This is a genomic window from Aeromonas salmonicida subsp. salmonicida (genome assembly GCF_001643305.1).
GTDB classification, from domain to species: domain Bacteria; phylum Pseudomonadota; class Gammaproteobacteria; order Enterobacterales; family Aeromonadaceae; genus Aeromonas; species Aeromonas salmonicida.
Map to the genome: position 1 here is coordinate 1 of NZ_LSGW01000039.1, position 18,074 is coordinate 18,074.

The following is an 18,074-nucleotide window of genomic DNA, read 5'->3' on the forward strand; positions in this document are numbered from 1 at the left end:
GTCCCTCTCTTCGCACCATGATTCTGACATGTAAAAACAGAGCAATGCGTTCCAACCGCATTTAAAAACCAGCTGGAGAAAATCAGTGTGCGAAGGTGGCGGAATTGGTAGACGCGCTAGCTTCAGGTGTTAGTGTCCCACGGATGTGAGGGTTCGAGTCCCTCTCTTCGCACCATTCCTTATATAAAAGGCCCATCACGAAAGTGATGGGCCTTTTGTTTTTACTCCTTGTTATGACTATGCTTTTGACAACTTACCGCCCATCGTCATGCCAAGGAGCGCATATGATACTGGATACCGATATTCACAACTTCTATGAACATCTGGTGCTCAAGGAGATCGAAAAGCAGGGGCTGAATCAGAAACTGAACAGCGAGCAGATGGCCGATCTCTGTTGCCTGACCCTGAACCAGCTGCCTTCCCACTATATTCGCCACGATGTCGACATGATCTACTTTCTGACCGACGCCAAGCGTACCGAGATGGAAAACAACGTCATCGCATCCCTCAAACAGGCGCGAGAGAAGGTCAAGAACGCCCCCCCAGCCCAGTCATAACCAGGGTTGCTGCCAGAGCAAAGCCGCTATGCCTGTCATCCCGGCCACCGGCAGCAGTATCAGGACAGGTCTCAGCCTGGGTTCCAGCATGACCCAGGCAGCCAGCACAAAACCCAGACTCCAGATGCCGTACTCCTTTTCCTGACCCCAGCCCAGCACGGCCAGCAGTCCGACCAGCAGCACGACTCTCACGATCCAGATCATGGTGATATATCCTCTTGCATCACTTGATAACGATTATCATTTGTATTTTATGAGTATGCAATCAGACTTTGCTATCGGTGTCGAATGTCACATTCGGGCCAATAGAGCGCTCAAATACAGGTTATGAGATCAACTAATTTGTAATTTTTTCAATCAAAATTGCATTTTTGCTAAATCAGTTGGGATTTGTCCCCCTAGGTTTGTGGTAGATTGCGGCCTCTTTTGGGTTGGCCCCTCGGGATACAGGTATCCACAGGACGAGAGGGACCGACCTTGGCGAGCAAGAGTTTAGGAAGCATCTATGCAAAACCAGCAAAACCAAATTCGATTACCGGGCATGTTGCAGGTATTTGGCTGTCTGGCCATTTTCCTGGCCCTGGCATTCTCGTTCACCAGCGTACTGGACCTGCCAATTCAGTTGGCACTGTTCATCGCCTGGTTCGTCATCATGGGGCTCGGCATCAAGCTGGGTCATGATTACAAATCCCTGGAGCAAGCCGCCGTTGACGGTGTCTCCAAAGGGATGGGGGCCATCCTGATCCTGGTCTCCGTCGGCGCCCTGGTCGGCACCTGGATCGCGGGTGGTATAGTCCCCAGCATCATCTACTTCGGCCTCAAGGTAATACACCCGTCCATCTTCCTGCTGGCAACGCTGATCATCTGCTCCCTCACCTCGCTGGCCACCGGTACCTCCTGGGGCTCTGCCGCCACCGCCGGCATAGCCATGATGGGGATAGGTCACAGTCTGGGCGTCCCTGCGCCACTGGTGGCGGGTGCCGTGCTCTCCGGCGTCTACTTCGGTGACAAGCTCTCCCCCCTCTCCGATTCAGTGGTACTGGCCTCCACCATGTCCAATGTCGATGTGGTGGAACACATCAAGGGGATGCTGCCCATCAGCCTGCTCTCCTACATCATTACGGCCGCACTGTTTACCGTGGTCGGCATGCAGTATTCGGGCAACGTCAGCCTGGAGCAGGTCAATCTGGTGATGGAGGCGCTCGACAGTCAGTTCAACATCACCCCGCTGGCCATAGTGCCGGTGGTGCTGGTACTGGGCCTGCTGGCAAATCGCAAGCCCGCCTTCCCGGTGATCAGTTTCGGCGCTCTGCTGGGGCTTGTCTGGGCCATAGCGTTCCAGGACATGGATCCGGTCAAGGCGATGCATTCCGCCTACAGTCCCTTCCCCATTACCTCAGGCATCGGCTTTATCGACAACATACTGGGGCGCGGCGGCATGGAATCCATGCTGGGTTCGGTCGCCGTCATCATCTTCGGTCTGGGCTTTGGTGGCCTGCTGGAGAAGGTAGGTATTCTGGAAGTGATCGCCAATGCCTTCGAGAAGCGCATCAACAGTGTCGGCAGCCTGACCAGCCACACCATAGGCACCGCCTTCCTGGCCAACGTATTTGGTTCGGCCATGTATGTGTCGCTGATCCTGACTCCCAAGATCATGGCCAAGAACTACGACCGGCTGGGACTGGCACGCAAGAACCTCTCCCGCAACGCCGAGTTCGGCGGCACCCTCACCTGCGGCATGGTGCCCTGGAGCGACAACGGTATCTTCATGGCCGGGGTACTGGGGGTGGCGACCCTCGACTACCTGCCCTACATGTGGCTCAGCTTCACCTGCATCATAGTGACCATCACCCTCGCCTATCTGGGCAAAGCGGTGAATAGGGTTCTCGTCATCGAAGCTGCCAGCTCCCGCTGATCGACACAGCAAACAACAAAGGCGCCTCAGGGCGCCTTTGTTGTGTCTGGACAGTTTTCAGGGGTAGAAACCGCGGCTGATGTGGCTCGGCTTAGCGCTGCTTGCCGCTGCCGATACCGAACGGGATGCGGTAGTCGCTGCTCTGCTCACCCAGACTCACGGTCAGGTTGCCCTGAGTGCGGCTCGGAATACGTACCTGCTGGGTGCCCATCAGATTGGCGTGAACGGAAGCCACCACATCCCCTGACTCGTTGCGCACTTCCAGCATGGGGTTGGTTTTGCCATCCACAGCGGCGGTTGCATGCCAGTTCACAAACAGCACGCCCGGTGCAGCGTTGAAGTCAGCGGGAACGGAAGCCTGAGCAAAACCGGCAGTCATCAGGCCTGCAACGGCCAGCATCTTGATTACCTTTTTCATGTTCATTCACTCTCTTGGTTTTTGTGTCATTGCCAAGGCCGGTTCGGCCTGAATCAATGCATCCTTGCAAGAGGTTATTCAAATAGTATGTAGTTCTTTCACCGACGTCTGACACTCTGGTTTCTGGTGTCATCGCCTGAAACAACCTGTTATTTGGCCACCTGGCGTTCCTGCCTAAGCGTTGAGTGAATATTAAACACCTCTGCCCACCTTTGTTAGCGAGATAAACTGGCCTAGATGTTCAAAAAAACTGACCGTGATGTAAATCACAGGTTCAGATACAGCTCACGGTGCAACTGACACTGAACTTCGGAGGGGATGAGAACCGGGATGAGGGGAAACTTCATGCATAAAGGGCAGGATCCCCTGCCCCTTGATATTTAGATGCTCGCCAGCTCCTCTGCCGTCATGGGCCGTAAGACCCTGCAAGGATTGCCGACGGCAACCACATTGGCCGGAATGTCTCTGGTGACCACAGAGCCTGCGCCGATCACGCTGTTATCCCCTATGGTGACACCGGGGCAGATAACTGTGCTGCCGCCGACCCAGACGTTGTTGCCTATGCGCACTGGTTTGCCAAACTCGACCCCCGCCACCCGAGGGACAAGGGCAACAGGGTGAGCGGCGGTGTAGATCTGCACCCCGGGGGCCAACAGCACGTTGTCGCCGATATGCACCTCGCACACGTCGAGGATGGTGCAGTTGACGTTGACGTAGAAGTTCTCCCCCACATGGATATTGGCGCCATAGTCGCAGAAGAAAGGCGGGTTGATAGCACACACATTGCCCCGGCTGCCGAGCAGTTCCCGCAGCAGCGCATCCCGCGCCGGTTTCTCCTGCCAACTGGTGTTGAAGGTGTGATAAAGGAAACGACAGCGCTCACGCGCCGCCTTGAGCTCGGGATCGCCCGCATCATAGGGCTGACCCGCCACCATCTTTTGCCACTCGGTGCCGTGCACCGGGGCCATTGCTTTTGCCATCACCTCGCTCACCACCTACTCCACCAGCCAGATCAGAGATTCATAGGGACGCAGCATACAAGATTGCGGCATTGCCGGGCTATCGGGGTAGTTGCCAAGCAGCAGACGGCCTTCCCTCTCTTGCAGATCTTGCGGCAAGTCGAAGGCCACAGGCTCACCGTAGAAATTGCTTACCACCAGCAGGGTCTGACCCTTGGCACTGCGGGTATAGGCCCAGATGTGCTGATGGCCTGGCAACTGCTCCTGATAATCCCCCTGCGTAAAGATGGGATGCGCCTTGCGAAGCGCGATCAGATCCCGGTAGTGCCAGAACACTGAGCCCTGATCGGCCAGTGCCGCTTCGGCGTTGATCTCGGTGTAATTGGCAGCGGGCCTGAGCCAAGGCGTGCCCTGGGTGAAGCCGGCATTGGGGGCTGTGCTCCACTGCATGGGTGTACGTGAGTTGTCGCGAGACTTGGCACCGAGAATGGCGAGGATCTCGGCTTTGTTCATGCCTTCGGCCTGCTTGATGGCGAAGATGTTGCGGCTCTCCACATCCTGGTAATCGTCGATGCTCTGATAACCGGGGTTGGTCATGCCGATCTCCTCCCCCTGATAGATGTAGGGGGTGCCCTGCAGCCCGTGCAGGGTACTGGCCAGCATCTTGGCGGCGGCAACGCGATGCTCGCCCTCATCCCCGAAGCGGGAGACGATGCGCGGCTGATCATGGTTGCACCAGAACAGGGCCGACCAGCCCTTGCCATGCATGCCGCTCTGCCAGTGGTTGAAGATACGCTTCAGTTCGAGGAAATCGAACGGCGCCTTGGTCCACTTGTCGCCATTGGGATAATCGACTTTCAAATGGTGGAAGTTGAACACCATGGAAAGCTCGGAGCCATCAAGGGCACCGTAGCGCTGGCAGTGCTCCAGCGAAGTGGAGGACATCTCACCCACCGTCATGGCGCCGACCTGGGCGAATACGTCGCGGCTCACATCCTGCAGGAATTCGTGGATGCGCGGCCCGTCGGTATAGAAGCGGCGGCCATCGCCCACGTCGTCGTTAGGGAAAGTCTGATCCTTGGATATCAGGTTGATGACATCAAGACGGAAGCCATCAACCCCCTTGCCGGCCCAGAAGTGAATGATGTTTTTGACCTCGGCGCGCACCGCCGGGTTTTCCCAGTTGAGATCCGCCTGCTCGCGGGCAAACAGGTGCAGATAGTACTGGCCGGTGGCGGCATCCAGCTCCCATGCACTGCCACCAAACTTGGATTGCCAGTTGTTCGGCACACCGCCATCCACAGGATCTTTCCAGATGTAGTAGTCGCGGTAGGGGCTGTTCTTATCCCCCAGCGCAGACTTGAACCAGGCGTGCTCGGTGGAGGTGTGGTTGACCACTATGTCCATCACGATACGAATGTCACGGGCATGAGCTGCCGCCAGCAGCGCCTCGAAATCGGCCATGGTGCCGTAGGCGGGATCAATCTGGTAGTAATCGGCAATGTCATAGCCGTTGTCCACCTGGGGGGAAACATAAACCGGGGTCAACCAAAGGGCATCGACCCCCAGGGTCTTGAGATAATCGAGGCGGGCCATGATCCCCTTGAGATCGCCGGTGCCACGGGCGCCCGAATCCTGAAAGCTCTTGGGGTAGATCTGGTAAATCACGGCACTCTGCCACCAGGGAGTTTGGCTCATGGGTCTTTCTCTTGTCTCGAATAAAAAATGGAGAGGGCGGCCCCCTTGCGAGGCCGCCCTGATGAGTGGACTCAAGCGATGGCTTGAGCCAGTTTGCCCGAGGCCTGTTGACGCTTGTAGACCAGCAGGGTCAGCACCAGGGGCACCACTATCGCCACCAGCATGGCGATGGCGTAGATGGCCCAGTATTGCGGCTGAATGGAGAGGATACCCGGCAGGCCCCCTACCCCTATGCCGTTGGCCATCACACCGGCGAAGCCGCAGATGAGGGCCGCGCAGCTCGAGCCCACCATGGCGCACAGCATGGGGAACTTGTACTTGAGGTTGATGCCGTACATGGCCGGTTCTGTCACCCCCAGGTAAGCCGAGATAGCGGCAGGCACGGAGATCTCCCGCTCGTTCTCCTTGCGGCTGATGAGGATGATCCCTACGACGGCAGATGCCTGGGCGATATTGGACAGGGCGATCAGCGGCCATATCGGGGTGCCCCCCATGCTCTGCATCAGCTGCAAGTCCACCGCGTTGGTGGTGTGGTGGATGCCAGTGATGACCAGGGGCGCATAGAGGAAGCCGAACAGGGCGGCACCAATGGGCGCGAAGGAGCCGGTCATGGCGGCCTTGGCGGCAAAGCCAACACCGTCACCAATCCAGCGACCGAAGGGGCCGATAAAGGCGTGCGCCACTATCACCGCCAGCAGCAGGGAGATAAAGGGCACTATCACCAGATAGAGATACGCCGGAATGATGCGCTTGAGGTTGGTTTCAACCCAGGCCAGGAATACCCCCGCCAGCAGGGCCGGAATGACCTGGGCCTGATAACCCACCTTTTGAATGACAAAGAGGCCGAAGTCCCATACTTCCGGGGTCTGCTGGCCGATGCCATAGGCATTCATCAGCTGCGGTGAGACCAGGGTGATACCCAGCACGATACCGAGGATCTCGGAGCCGCCCATCTTCTTGACCGCGGACTAGCAGACACCCACCGGCAGGAAGTGGAAGATGGCCTCGCCCAGCAACCAGAGGAAGGCGTGCACCTGAGCCCAAAACTGGCTGATCTCGACCAGGGTGTGGGTCCCGTCGTCGAACATCTTGATGTCGCCGATGACGTTGCGAAAACCCAGGATCAAACCGCCTGTGATGATGGCGGGCAACAAGGGCACGAAGATCTCCGCCAGGTGGGAGATGCCGCGCTCCAGCGGATTCATGTTCTGACGGGCAGCCAGCTTGGCGGCATCCTTGCTGCCACCGCTGACACCAATCTCCTCGGTGAGCGCCTTGTACCAGTCATCCACCTCGTTGCCGATCACCACCTGGAACTGGCCAGCATTGGTGAAGCAACCCTTTACCGCCGGTATGGTCTCGATGGCCTTGCTGTCAGCTTTCGCCGGATCGTTCAGGACGAAGCGCAACCGGGTCAGGCAGTGGCTGACGGTGGCGATGTTCTCCTTGCCGCCGATCTTGTCGATCAGGGTGGCAAGCTGCTGTGCGTTGATCTTGGACATGAGTCTTCCCTCTGTGACTCCATTGATATTGGTCTGCCTCGCCCTTTTGGGCCAGTCTGTCGGCCGGAGCGTTTTTGGTATCGTTCCCATTTAGCATGCAGCCAATTTGATCAGATCGAAATGGGAACGTTCCCATTTCGTGGTCAACATCACAGAAAGCGCGTTTTTTGTGCAGGACTAAGTGATGGGGCTCACAGTGTGTGGCAGGGCGCTATGGTCGCCAGCGGACAGCGGCCCTGCTCAATCTGGCCGAGCAGCTGACGGGCCGCCTGCTCCCCTGCCCTTTTGTAGCCAAGATCCAGGCTAAGGGCATTGGGAAAGAGGAAACTGAGCATGGGGTTGTTGCCAAGGCCGGTCACCAGCACTTCGCTACGCCCTTGTTCTTGCAAGTATTTTGCTGCACCTATGGCGAGGGTGTCGCTGGCGCAGACCAGCGCCTGGGTGGTGGGGGTAAGCAAGTCGGCAGCCAGCCGGTAGCCACTTTGCAGGCTGAGATCGCCGAGGGCACTGCGCGCCGTCAGTCCCTGTTCGGCGCAGTAGCCGAGATAAGCATCGAGCCGGCGCTGGCCCGTGGTGAGATCAGAGGTATCGACCCCGAGATAAGCGATGTCGCTTAGCCCCCTGATGGCCAGCTCTGCCAGCATGGTGCGCACCGCCCCCCCATCGTCGAAACAGACAGAGGAGAAACCGGGATATTCGCGCGCCACCAGCACCAGTTTGTCCTTGAGCGGTGCCATAGCGTCGTAGTCCAGATCGTTGAAGGCAAAGAGGATGATGCCATCCACCCCGCGCCGCTCCAGCACAGCCAGATGCTCCTGCACCTTGGCGGGGGAAAACTTGCTCTCCATCAGCACGGCGTCATAACCACGCTGATAGAGGGTCTCCAGCATGCCGCGCACCGCCTGATTCTCCGAGCTGGAATCGAGGCGCGAGACGATGATCCCCACCACCTGCTGGCTCTGGCTGCGCATGGCCCGGGCCGACTTGCTCGGCACGAAGCCGTGTTCGGCGATGACCTGCTCCACCCGCTCGCGGGTCGCCTGCTTCACCTTGGGGTCCTGGTTGAGCACCCGGGAGACGGTCGACTTGCCGACACCCGAGAGGCGGGCGATATCGAGGATGGTCAGTTTCTTGTCCATGAATTGGCTCACAGATGGATCGGCGGTGGAATTGCCCACATTGTTGTGATTAAGCCCTGTGAATACAAGCCCATGGCGTTAGAATGCCTTTTTTGCCCCGGCGATCGCCGCGCCGCTCGCCATCGCACAGGACGCGCATCATGGATCTGTTGGCAAGTCTGCACTTCTCCCTCTCCATCACAGGCCCCATCTGCGTGGTGCTGCTGCTCGGCATCTGGCTAAAGCAGCTGGGTCTGCTGCCAGACAGCTTCGTCGAATCCGCCTCCCGCCTGGTGTTTCAGGTCACCCTGCCCGCCCTGCTGTTTCTCAGCATGGTACGCACCGATTTTTCCACCATGCCGAGTCCATGGCTCATTCTCTACGGCTTGCTCGGCACCCTCACCGGCTTTCTGATCCTTGAGGCACTGGCGGCCCGCTTCATCCCGGAGCGGCGTCAGCGCGGCATCTTCGTGCAGGGCAGCTTTCGCGGCAACATGGGGATCATGGGGCTGGCCTATGTGCAAAACGCCTACGGGCCGGAGGGGATCGGCGCCGCCGCCCTGTTGGTGGGCTCGGTAACCGTGCTCTACAACATCCTGGCCGTCATCACCCTCACCCGCAGTCTGGGGGGCGGCAAAGGGATCAAACCAATTCTTAACGGGATCGCCAAAAACCCACTTATCATCGCCATCCTCTCGGCCCTGCCATTTGGCCTGCTCGGCATTGAGTTGCCCCAGCTGGTCATCACGACGGGCAACTACTTCGCCAACATGACACTGCCACTGGCCCTGCTCTGCACCGGCGCCAGTCTCAATCTCAAAGCCCTGCGCGGCGGCGCCATGCTGACCGGCTGGGCCACCGTCAACCGGTTGTTCTGCATTCCCTTGTTGCTGGTGCTGGGGGCCTGGGCGCTGGGCTTCAGCCAGCAGGCCCTCGGCATACTGTTTTTGATAAGTTCCACCCCCACTGCCGCCGCCAGCTATGTGATGACCCGCGCCATGGGGGGGCGACAGCGCACTGGCCGCCAACATCATAGCCACCACCACGCTGGGCTCGCTCATCACCACCAGCCTGGGCGCCGCTCTGATGAACTACCTGGGGTTGATGGGGTAATCCATTTGGTCAGGCTCTTTCATGTTCTTGCTCCAGCACCATCTTCTCGTGGGCCAGAAAGAAGGGGCGATAGAGTACATAGCTGTTGAGGATGCAGACCAGACTCATAAGGCCATTGCTCCAGCTGCCATTGGCCGCCCATGCGGCCCCCAGCGGCGAGGGTATTGACCAGGGCAGCAAGGCGATGAAGCGGTCTAGAAAACCCCACTGGGTCAACTGCCAGGCCAGCACCGCATTGATCAGCGGCACGCTGATGAACGGCAAAAAGAACAGCGGGTTCATGATAATGGGAAAGCCAAACAGCAGTGGCTCATTGATATTGAACAGGGACGGGATGAACCCCAGTTTGCCCACCGACTGAATCGAGTGAGAGCGACTGCGCATGGCCATAAACACCAGTGGCAAGGTAGTCCCAATCCCCCCGATCAGCAGGTAATAGTCCCAGAACCCTTGCAGGAAAATATGAGGCAAGGGCTCCCCCGCCATCAAGGCCGCCTGATTGGCACTCACGCCAGCCATCCAGAAAGGTGACAGCAAGCCTGTCACTATCAAGGCCCCATGGATCCCCATGAACCAGAGCAGATGGGCAATCAGCAAGGTGATCAGCAGGGCTGGCAAGGTGTCGGCCCCGACTATCAATGGCCGGAACAGGGAAGCCATGAAATCCGGCAGACTGATCCCGAACTGCTGCTGCAACCAGAGTCGCATCAGGCTGAGGGAGAGCATGGTGAATAGCAGAGGCACTATCAGCTGGAACCCCCGCCTCGTCATTACTGGTACCTCGTCCGGCATATGGATATACCAGCCACGCCGATAGAAGAAGCGAGTCACCTCCACCGAATAGAACGCCATCAGCAAGGCCGTGAAAATCCCTGCCCCACCCAGATAGCCAAACACCCCGGGTTGCAGCGAACGAAAGTCGATCAACATCAAAAACGCCATGCACCCCCCCAGACCGCACAGTCGCTCCGGCATTTCGTATGCCTTTGCCAGACTAGAGGCCGCCCCAAACGCAATGATCAGTGCCACCAGCCCAAGAGTGTGGGAATAGACGGGAAACAGGAAAGGGTGCAGCTCATGGGCCAGCCAGTGCAGCCACTGGCCGAATGCGTGGGGGGTATCGGGGGCGATGGGGGGAAACAGTATGGGCACCAGCAGGCTGCCGACGATGACAAAAGGCATGGCCAACTGAAAACCATCGCGCAATGAGAGCACATGGCGACTGCGGGTCAACCAATTGGCAAACGGTACCATGCGCTGCTCGATCATGCCGACCAGCATTGCCATCCATTGCAGATTCATCACTTGATTTCCCATCCCTTCGCTATGTGTTGGCCCCTGTCATCTTGAGGCTTGGACGCCATTTTGACGGCTTTGTGGTTTTGTTTCCGTAGTATCCGCAACCATTTTGCCGTTTCTTTACCTAGCTCACATTTTCCACTGCTTTCAACCCCAAATTACCGATCCTGTTCACACATGTTCGGACGCGATACGGAAACCGGTTTCCAAATTAAATCCATCGATCCAGAATGCGCCATCCGTTACGAACGACTGGAGAATCTGGAAATGAAAAAAATCATGTTGTGCTGCTCCTCGGGCATGTCTACCAGCCTGCTGGTCAAGAAGATGAAAGAGGAAGCGGACAAGCGGGGGGTGAGCGCCGAGATACAAGCCTTCGGTGCGGCAGAGTTCGATCTGCAGATGCCTCACTACCAGGTGGTGCTGCTGGGGCCACAGGTCAAATACATGCAGGCCGAACTGCAGCAGCGAGCGGCGGCTCACTGCGTGCCGGTCGAGACCATCAACATGATGGATTACGGCATGCAGCGGGGTGACAAGGTCCTCGACCACGCCCTCTCCCTCATCCGCTGATGCGCAGGCCCCAACCAGTGAATGTCACAAGGAAACCTTCATGAACACCCTTTACGAGCGCTTTGTCAGTACCATAGAGAACCGGGTCAGTCCGCTGGCTGGGAGAATTGGCCAGCAAAAATATGTGCAGGCCATCCGTGATGGCTTCATCGCAGCCCTGCCCTTCATGATCGTCGGCAGCTTCATGCTGGTGTTCATCTTCCCCCCCTTCTCACCCCAGACCCAGTGGGGATTTGCCCGCGCCTGGCTCGACTTTTCGTCCACCTACCAAGCCCAGTTGCTGCTCCCATTCCAGCTGAGCATGGGTCTGATGACCCTGTTCATCTCTGTGGGAATAGGTGCCAGTCTGGCCCGTCAGAACGGGCTCGACCCTGTCACCACAGGCCTGCTCTGCCTGATGTCCTTCATGCTGGTAGCCGCCCCCGTCAAGGATGGCGCCATCTCCATGCAGTACTTCTCCGGTCAGGGGATCTTCACGGCCCTGATCACCGCCATCTATGCGGCTGAGGTGTACGCCTTCCTCAAACGCAACAACATCACCATCAAGCTGCCCCCCCAGGTACCAACCGGTGTTGCCCGCTCGTTCGAGGTGCTGATCCCCGTACTGGTGATCATCCTGACCCTGCATCCCCTCAACCTGCTGCTGGAAAACAGCACCGGCATGATATTGCCGGAAGCCATCATGTCGCTGGTCGCTGCCTCCGACTCCCTGCCTGCCATGTTGCTGGCTGTGCTGGTGTGCCAGGTACTCTGGTTCGCCGGGATCCACGGCGCACTCATCGTCACCGGCATCATGAACCCGTTCTGGATGGCCAATCTGGCCAATAACCAGACCGCCATGGCGGCAGGTGAAGCCTTGCCCCACATCTTCCTGCAGGGCTTCTGGGATCACTACCTGCTGATCGGCGGCGTCGGCTCCACTCTGCCACTGGCCTTCCTGCTGCTGCGCAGCAAGGCAGCGCACCTGAGATCCATCGGCAAGATGGGTGTGGTGCCGGGCCTGTTCAACATCAACGAACCCATACTGTTCGGTGCGCCCATCGTCATGAACCCCGTGTTCTTCCTCCCCTTCATCCTGGTGCCCATGATCAACGCCACCCTGGCCTGGTTTGCCCTGGATTTCGGTCTGGTGGAACGGGTGGTCTCCCTTACCCCCTGGACTACACCGGGCCCCATCGGTGCCTCCTGGGCCGCCAACTGGGCCATCAGCCCCATGGTGTTGAGCCTGCTTTGCATGTGCTCTGCCGCGGCCATGTATTACCCCTTCCTGAAAGCCTATGAGCGCACCCTGCTCAAGCAGGAAGAGCAAGAAAAGAACGAGGAAGCGCCGACGCTGGCGGTCGCCACCAGCCGTTGATTGCCTGCCGGGGCCGCCAGGCGGCCTCTTTTTCAAGATTGGAGTAACACGAGATGCAATACCGTTTTCCTGAAACGTTCTGGTGGGGCAGCGCCTCCTCAGCCGCACAAGCCGAAGGCGCCAGCCTGCAGGGTGGCAAGGCCCCGACCATCTGGGATCACTGGTTTGAACAGGCCCCCAACCGCTTTCACCAGCAGATTGGCCCAGCTCAGACCTCCGGTTTCTATGAATATTTTCGCGACGATGTTCGCTTGCTGCGCCAGCTCGGTCACAACAGCTTTCGCACCTCCATCGCCTGGGCACGGCTGATCCCGGCAGGGCGGGGAGAGCCCAATCCGGAAGCAGTGGCTTTCTATGACGCCATGCTCGACGAACTCAAGGCCGAGGGGATCGAGCCCTTCATCTGCTTGTTCCACTTCGACATGCCGATGAGCATGCAGTCCCTGGGGGGCTGGGAGAGTCGGGAGGTGGTCGCCGCCTACGCCGAATTTGCCGAGACCTGCTTCAGATTGTTCGGTCACAAGGTCAAGCACTGGTTCACTTTCAACGAACCCATAGTGCCGGTGGAGGGAGGTTACCTCTACGACTTCCACTACCCGAACGTGGTGGATTTTCGCCGCGCCGCCACAGTGGCCTATCACACCATGCTGGCCCATGCCATGGCAGTGCAGCGTTACCGTGCCCTCGGCCAGGATGGCCAGATCGGCATCATCCTCAACCTGACGCCCTCCTATCCGCGCTCGCAGCATCCGGCGGATCTGAAGGCGGCCAACATTGCCGATCTGATGTTCAACCGCAGCTTCCTGGATCCGGCGGTCAAAGGAGAGTACCCGGCCGAACTGGTGTCACTGCTCAAGGAGTATGACCAGCTGCCCGCCTGCGAAGCGGGAGATCAGGCACTGCTGGCAGCAGGCAAGATCGACCTGCTGGGGATCAACTATTACCAGCCACGCCGGGTCAAGGCCCGCAGCAATGCGGTCAACCCTGCCAGCCCCTTCATGCCGGAGTGGTTCTTCGACCACTACGAGATGCCGGGTCGCAAGATGAACCCGCACCGGGGCTGGGAGATCTACGAACAGGGGATCTACGACATCCTCGTCAACTTGCGCGACCACTACGGCAACATTCCGAGCTACATCTCGGAGAACGGCATGGGGGTCGAAGGCGAGGCCAAGTTCAAGGGGCCGGATGACCAGATCCAGGATGACTACCGCATCGGCTTTATACGGGATCACCTCATCTGGTTGCACAAGGCGCTGGAAGAAAGCTGTCAGTGCCGGGGTTATCACCTCTGGACCTTTATCGACAACTGGTCGTGGAGCAACGCCTACAAGAACCGCTACGGCTTTATTGAACTGGAGCTGGAGAGCCAGACCCGACGCATCAAAAAGAGCGGTCAGTGGTTTGCGACCGCAGCCCGCGAGCACGGTTTCAACTGATGGTCTCGTCACGAGACCGGTAAAGACACAGCGCCGGCACAAGGGGCCGGCACTCATGACCAAGGAGCGTATATGTTCGATCTTGAAGAGACAGTGATGGGTCTTATCATCAATGCCGGCATGAGCCGCAGCCTCTGCTTTGAAGCGCTGCGCCAAGCCAAGGCAGGCCAGTTTTCCGAAGCCGACGATCTGCTGCGCCAGGCCGGTGAGGCCGCCAACGCCGCTCACGCGGTGCAGACCAAGCTGATTGAAGCGGATGAAGGGGAAGGCAAGATCCCGGTCAAGCTGATCCTGGTGCATGCCCAGGATCACCTGATGACCGCCATGCTTGCCAAGGAGCTGGTCACCGAGCTCATTGAGCTGCATCGCAAGCTGGCCGCCTGAGGAAGATAACCATGTTGCGACTCGGACTCGACATCGGCGGCACCAAAATCGAGGCTCAATTGCTCGATAGCCAGGGTGTCAGCTTGCTGTGCAAACGCATTGCGACCCCGACCACCGGGTACGGCGATTTTCTTGCAGCCATCACCGACCTGGTGAACGAGATACGCCAGGAGCTGGACGGCACCTTCACCATCGGCATAGGACTGCCTGGGGCGATCAGCCCGCAAACCGGCCGCATCAAGAATGCCAACTGCCTGTTTCTCAACGGGCAGGATCTCAAGGGGGATCTGACGCGGGTGCTGGGCCAACCGGTCTGGCTGGCCAATGATGCCGACTGCTTCACCCTGTCAGAAGCCGTCGACGGCGCAGGCGACGCAGGACGACTGGTGTTTGGCATCATACTGGGGACCGGGTGTGGCGGCGGTCTGGTGGTCAATCGCCAGCTTATCGTCGGGCCCAACGCCATCACAGGCGAATGGGGACACAACCCCTTGCCCGGCTATGACCCGGCACAGGATGGCCCAAGCCAGCCCTGCTACTGCGGCCGCCATAACTGCATCGAGCGCTTCATCTCGGGCACTGGGTTTGCGGGCCGCTTTGTCGAACGCCATGGCCGCAGCCTCTCGCCTCGGGGGATCATCACGGCAGCCGCAGAGGGAGACCACCAGGCGCTGGCCCATTATGGCCACTTCATCCAGGCTCTGGCCCGCAGCGTGGCAAGCCTTATCAACGTACTGGACCCGGATGTCATAGTACTGGGAGGCGGTCTCTCCAACATCGATCTCCTCTATCGAGACCTGCCCCGGGCGCTGGATCCCTATCTGTTTTCGGATGGGTGCATCACCCCCATAGTGCCCGCCCGCCATGGTGACAGCAGTGGCGTGCGAGGCGCAGCCTGGCTGCCAAGCTGCGCCGAAGGGATTGCCACATGGGCAATATGATTCCCCCGGCACAAGGCGGGTATCGTCCACAGTGCGCCATCGCCGTTGCACCTGACTGTCGATGTAGACCCTGAGTCGAGCGCGGCCACCCACCCTGGCCCTCTACTGAACAATCCATGATCCCCAATCCCACATTGCCTGGCCGATGGGGGACAGGCATGACCGAATTTGCCCTCTCTTTGGAGAGACAAATAAATAAACGCTTATATATCAAAATCATAAAACTCAAGGAATGATAATAATGAAACTGACAAACCTGTCCGTCCAGCTCCTTGCCATCCTGGCCCTGAGCGCTCCTTTCATGGTCAGTGCCGTGGTCGAAACCAATACGGATTTCGGCCGGCTCAGCCTGGGGGGAGATGCGGAGATCAACCTCAATGCCTCCAACACCACCCGTGGCAATGTGCTGGGGCAGACCAGCGAAACCCGTACAGATCGCTGGGATGAGGATGGTCGCCTGCTGCTGAACTTCGTCGGCGTACGAGAGCTGGAAGATGGCCGCTATGGCCAGATCCAGATCCAGCCTACCATAGGCACCAATGGCGGTGCCGGTGCCGATGATGCATATCTTGGGTTCGGCCAGCGCAGCAACTGGGGGATGAAGGTGGGTCGTTTCGAGGCCTATGACATGTTCCCGCTGGGACAGGACATATTTGTCGAACACTCGGGGGATAGCGCCAACGACCTCTACTCCGATGGCAATGGTTATGTTTACATGCTCAAAGAGGGCCGTGGCAGGGCTGGCAAGGGCGGCCAGCTGCTGCTCAACAAGGAGGCAGGCAACTGGTATCTGGAACTCTCCACCCTGCTGGGGGATCGCACCAATCTGTTCGCAGGCCAGCAGTACCACGGCTATGCGCTGACCAAGGCCAAGGACTCCGTCATAGTCCGCCCTGTCATCGCCTGGAAAGGTGAAAACCTGAAAGTAGCGCTGGGTGCCGAGGGCAACGCAATCAACGATGCCATCGTCACCACGGATGATGTCTCCGTTTCCGACCGCATGGGCTATGGCCTCACCACCAGCTGGACCCAGGATGCCCTGACGGTCAACGTCAATGCCGCCCGCATGGATGCCGAAGCTGAAACCGATACAACCCTGGGCGCCAACCTGCTCTGGCACAACGCCGGTCTGGGTTACATCTACGCCATCAACGACATCAGCAGCGCCAACCTGGGCAATGCCAGCGCCGATTTCGGCAAGATGGTCGGCAAGCACACCATCAACACCGTCTATGCCTCCTACAAGATCCCCAAGGTGCTGGATCTGAACAACTTTGACATCTACCTGGGTGCCTATTGGTCACAACTGAATGTCGACAGCAACGAAGAGGACAACATAGATCGTTACGGTGGCCGGGTCCGTTTCAAATACTTCTTCTGATGGACGGGCTCAGAGATGGCAGAGGGTGGCGATGGCCACCCTTTTCCATTCTGCCCAACAGGCAAACCTTACCGGGCGGTATCGGCCTATGTTAGGATGAACTTCTGTTAACCGGTTACCGTTGATGAAGCCATGGCCAATATTACCGATGTGTCGCGCCTCGCGAATGTATCAAAAGCCACCGTTTCCCGCGTCTTGAGCGGCTCCCGCGGCGTGCGTGAAGAGAGTCGGCTGGCTGTGCTGCAAGCCGCAGAACAACTGAACTTCCGCCCCAATGCCACGGCCCGCTCCCTGGCGACTCAGGCGACGGATTGCATCGGCATCATTCTCTCCCCCCAGCTCGGCAACCGTCTGGCCAGCATGCTACCGCTGCTGGAAGGGGCGCTGGCCAAGGCGGGCAAGAGCATGCTGGTGCGCTTTGCCGACGAAGCGCAGCAACAACAGCTGGCAGTAGACGAACTGCTGGGCGGCCGTTGTGATGGCGTGCTGGTGATCGGTGCCAAGCAGTCAATGAACCAGGACGAGCGCCTCCTTCAGCTGGATGGGGTGAGTGATTCGAGCAATTTCAATCTCTGCTACGACCTGACCTTCGCCACCGAGAGCGCCTGCCGCTTTTTGCTTGGCAAAGGCCATCGCCAGATGGTGCTGATGCTGGATGACAAACTATCCCCAGCCGGCAAGAGCGCAATCCAGGGTTATCAGCAGGCACTTCAGCAGCAATCCCTGCCCTACAACAGTCAGCTGGTGATCGATGGTACCGACAACCAGCAGGCGTTGCTCGGCTTGCTCAACCGCTATCTGCCCTTTACCGCACTGGTGGTGCAGCAAGATGCCCAGGCCGCCGATGCCATGCGTCTTCTGCGCGAATTCAACCTCAATATTCCTCAGGATGTCTCCGTCATCAGCCTGGAAGGATCGGCCCTGGCAGATCAGCTGACGCCCCCGCTGACCTGCATCGAATATCCGAGCGAACGCTTGGCACAGGAGAGTGTGCGCGTGCTGCAAGCCCAATTGACGCAGAGCCTGCGCCCCGCCGACGAGCAACAGAAGTTCCATGGTCGTCTGATGGTGCGTGAATCCGTGGTGGCTCGCTAGGGCTTGACCTTGCTGCGGGCGGCAGCTTTAGGCTGGCTGCACATCAACAGAGGAATGATCCCATGACCATCGAACTCACCATTTCCGGCATGTCCTGTGGTGGCTGCGCCGCCAGCCTGCAAAAAGTCCTGCTGGCCCAGAGTGCAGTAACCCAGGCCCAGGTGGATTTTGCCAGCAGCAAGGCCGTCGTCGAGAGCGAACTGAGCAAGGCGGAGCTGATCGCCCTGATTGAAACCAAGGGTTTCTCGGCAAGTTAAATTATCTCTATAGAGGTATAAAACAGGTTAAGGTTCTGTATCCAGCTGTTTTTTGGTGAGAGTCATCA

General features: G+C 58.5%; 16 protein-coding genes, 1 tRNA gene and 2 pseudogenes. 12 read left to right on the top strand and 7 right to left on the bottom strand.

The window, feature by feature from the left end; genetic code table 11:
* Positions 1-89: 89 nt before the first annotated feature.
* Both AXW79_RS02965 and AXW79_RS02970 read left to right on the top strand, forming a co-directional pair.
* Positions 90-175, top strand: a tRNA-Leu gene (locus tag AXW79_RS02965).
* 109 nt (positions 176-284) lie between these two features.
* Positions 285-557, top strand: coding sequence for a late competence development ComFB family protein (locus AXW79_RS02970; protein ID WP_005314018.1), 273 nt, complete (start codon positions 285-287; stop codon positions 555-557).
* Here the strand turns inward: AXW79_RS02970 and AXW79_RS02975 are convergent.
* Entirely contained in the window at positions 552-761 is a 210-nt protein-coding gene (locus AXW79_RS02975; RefSeq protein ID WP_005314021.1) for a hypothetical protein, read from the bottom strand. The two genes, AXW79_RS02970 and AXW79_RS02975, sit on opposite strands and share 6 nt — an antisense overlap.
* 301 nt (positions 762-1,062) lie before the next feature.
* Between AXW79_RS02975 and nhaC the strand changes: the two genes are divergently transcribed.
* Positions 1,063-2,472 carry a Na+/H+ antiporter NhaC gene (gene nhaC, locus AXW79_RS02980; RefSeq protein ID WP_005314023.1) on the top strand — a complete coding sequence of 470 codons (1,410 nt, stop codon included), beginning with the start codon at positions 1,063-1,065 and terminating at the stop codon, positions 2,470-2,472.
* 91 nt (positions 2,473-2,563) lie between these two features.
* Here the strand turns inward: nhaC and AXW79_RS02985 are convergent, their stop codons facing one another.
* From AXW79_RS02985 to treR, 5 genes and pseudogenes are all read right to left on the bottom strand, one after another.
* Positions 2,564-2,896 carry a hypothetical protein gene (locus tag AXW79_RS02985; protein WP_005314026.1) on the bottom strand — a complete coding sequence of 111 codons (333 nt, stop codon included), beginning with the start codon at positions 2,894-2,896 and terminating at the stop codon, positions 2,564-2,566.
* Between the two features lie 374 nt (positions 2,897-3,270).
* Positions 3,271-3,882 (bottom strand): sugar O-acetyltransferase, encoded by a 612-nt coding sequence (locus AXW79_RS02990; protein ID WP_085941558.1) that lies wholly within the window; start codon positions 3,880-3,882, stop codon positions 3,271-3,273.
* Positions 3,883-3,885: 3 nt separating this feature from the next.
* Positions 3,886-5,547, bottom strand: a complete 1,662-nt coding sequence (treC, locus tag AXW79_RS02995; protein WP_005314032.1) for an alpha,alpha-phosphotrehalase — start codon at positions 5,545-5,547, stop codon at positions 3,886-3,888.
* A 71-nt stretch (positions 5,548-5,618) separates the two neighbouring features.
* Positions 5,619-7,049: pseudogene (gene treB / locus AXW79_RS03000) on the bottom strand (PTS trehalose transporter subunit IIBC).
* A gap of 191 nt (positions 7,050-7,240) precedes the next feature.
* Entirely contained in the window at positions 7,241-8,188 is a 948-nt protein-coding gene (gene treR, locus AXW79_RS03005; protein ID WP_005314034.1) for a trehalose operon repressor TreR, read from the bottom strand.
* 140 nt (positions 8,189-8,328) lie between these two features.
* Here treR and AXW79_RS03010 point away from each other — a divergent pair.
* Positions 8,329-9,280, top strand: a pseudogene (locus AXW79_RS03010) (AEC family transporter).
* A 9-nt stretch (positions 9,281-9,289) separates the two neighbouring features.
* Here the strand turns inward: AXW79_RS03010 and AXW79_RS03015 are convergent.
* Positions 9,290-10,582, bottom strand: coding sequence for a PTS cellobiose transporter subunit IIC (locus AXW79_RS03015; protein WP_005314037.1), 1,293 nt, complete (start codon positions 10,580-10,582; stop codon positions 9,290-9,292).
* Between the two features lie 264 nt (positions 10,583-10,846).
* Between AXW79_RS03015 and AXW79_RS03020 the strand changes: the two genes are divergently transcribed.
* The 8 genes from AXW79_RS03020 to AXW79_RS03055 all read left to right on the top strand — a co-directional run bounded on the left by AXW79_RS03020 (position 10,847) and on the right by AXW79_RS03055 (position 18,006).
* Positions 10,847-11,152 (top strand): PTS sugar transporter subunit IIB, encoded by a 306-nt coding sequence (locus AXW79_RS03020; protein ID WP_005314040.1) that lies wholly within the window; start codon positions 10,847-10,849, stop codon positions 11,150-11,152.
* 40 nt (positions 11,153-11,192) lie between these two features.
* Positions 11,193-12,509: a PTS cellobiose transporter subunit IIC gene (locus AXW79_RS03025; RefSeq protein ID WP_005314041.1), complete on the top strand. Its 1,317-nt coding sequence runs from the start codon at positions 11,193-11,195 to the stop codon at positions 12,507-12,509.
* A 53-nt stretch (positions 12,510-12,562) separates the two neighbouring features.
* Positions 12,563-13,948 carry a glycoside hydrolase family 1 protein gene (locus tag AXW79_RS03030; protein ID WP_005314043.1) on the top strand — a complete coding sequence of 462 codons (1,386 nt, stop codon included), beginning with the start codon at positions 12,563-12,565 and terminating at the stop codon, positions 13,946-13,948.
* A 72-nt stretch (positions 13,949-14,020) separates the two neighbouring features.
* Positions 14,021-14,332, top strand: a complete 312-nt coding sequence (gene chbA / locus AXW79_RS03035) for a PTS N,N'-diacetylchitobiose transporter subunit IIA (protein ID WP_005314045.1) — start codon at positions 14,021-14,023, stop codon at positions 14,330-14,332.
* Positions 14,333-14,343: 11 nt separating this feature from the next.
* On the top strand, positions 14,344-15,273 hold the full coding sequence (locus AXW79_RS03040; protein WP_005314049.1) for an ROK family protein: 930 nt from the start codon (positions 14,344-14,346) through the stop codon (positions 15,271-15,273).
* A 241-nt stretch (positions 15,274-15,514) separates the two neighbouring features.
* Positions 15,515-16,654, top strand: coding sequence for a carbohydrate porin (locus AXW79_RS03045; protein WP_005314051.1), 1,140 nt, complete (start codon positions 15,515-15,517; stop codon positions 16,652-16,654).
* Between the two features lie 132 nt (positions 16,655-16,786).
* On the top strand, positions 16,787-17,749 hold the full coding sequence (locus tag AXW79_RS03050) for a LacI family DNA-binding transcriptional regulator (protein ID WP_005314053.1): 963 nt from the start codon (positions 16,787-16,789) through the stop codon (positions 17,747-17,749).
* Positions 17,750-17,811: 62 nt separating this feature from the next.
* Positions 17,812-18,006, top strand: a complete 195-nt coding sequence (locus AXW79_RS03055) for a heavy-metal-associated domain-containing protein (RefSeq protein WP_005314056.1) — start codon at positions 17,812-17,814, stop codon at positions 18,004-18,006.
* Positions 18,007-18,074 lie beyond the last annotated feature (68 nt).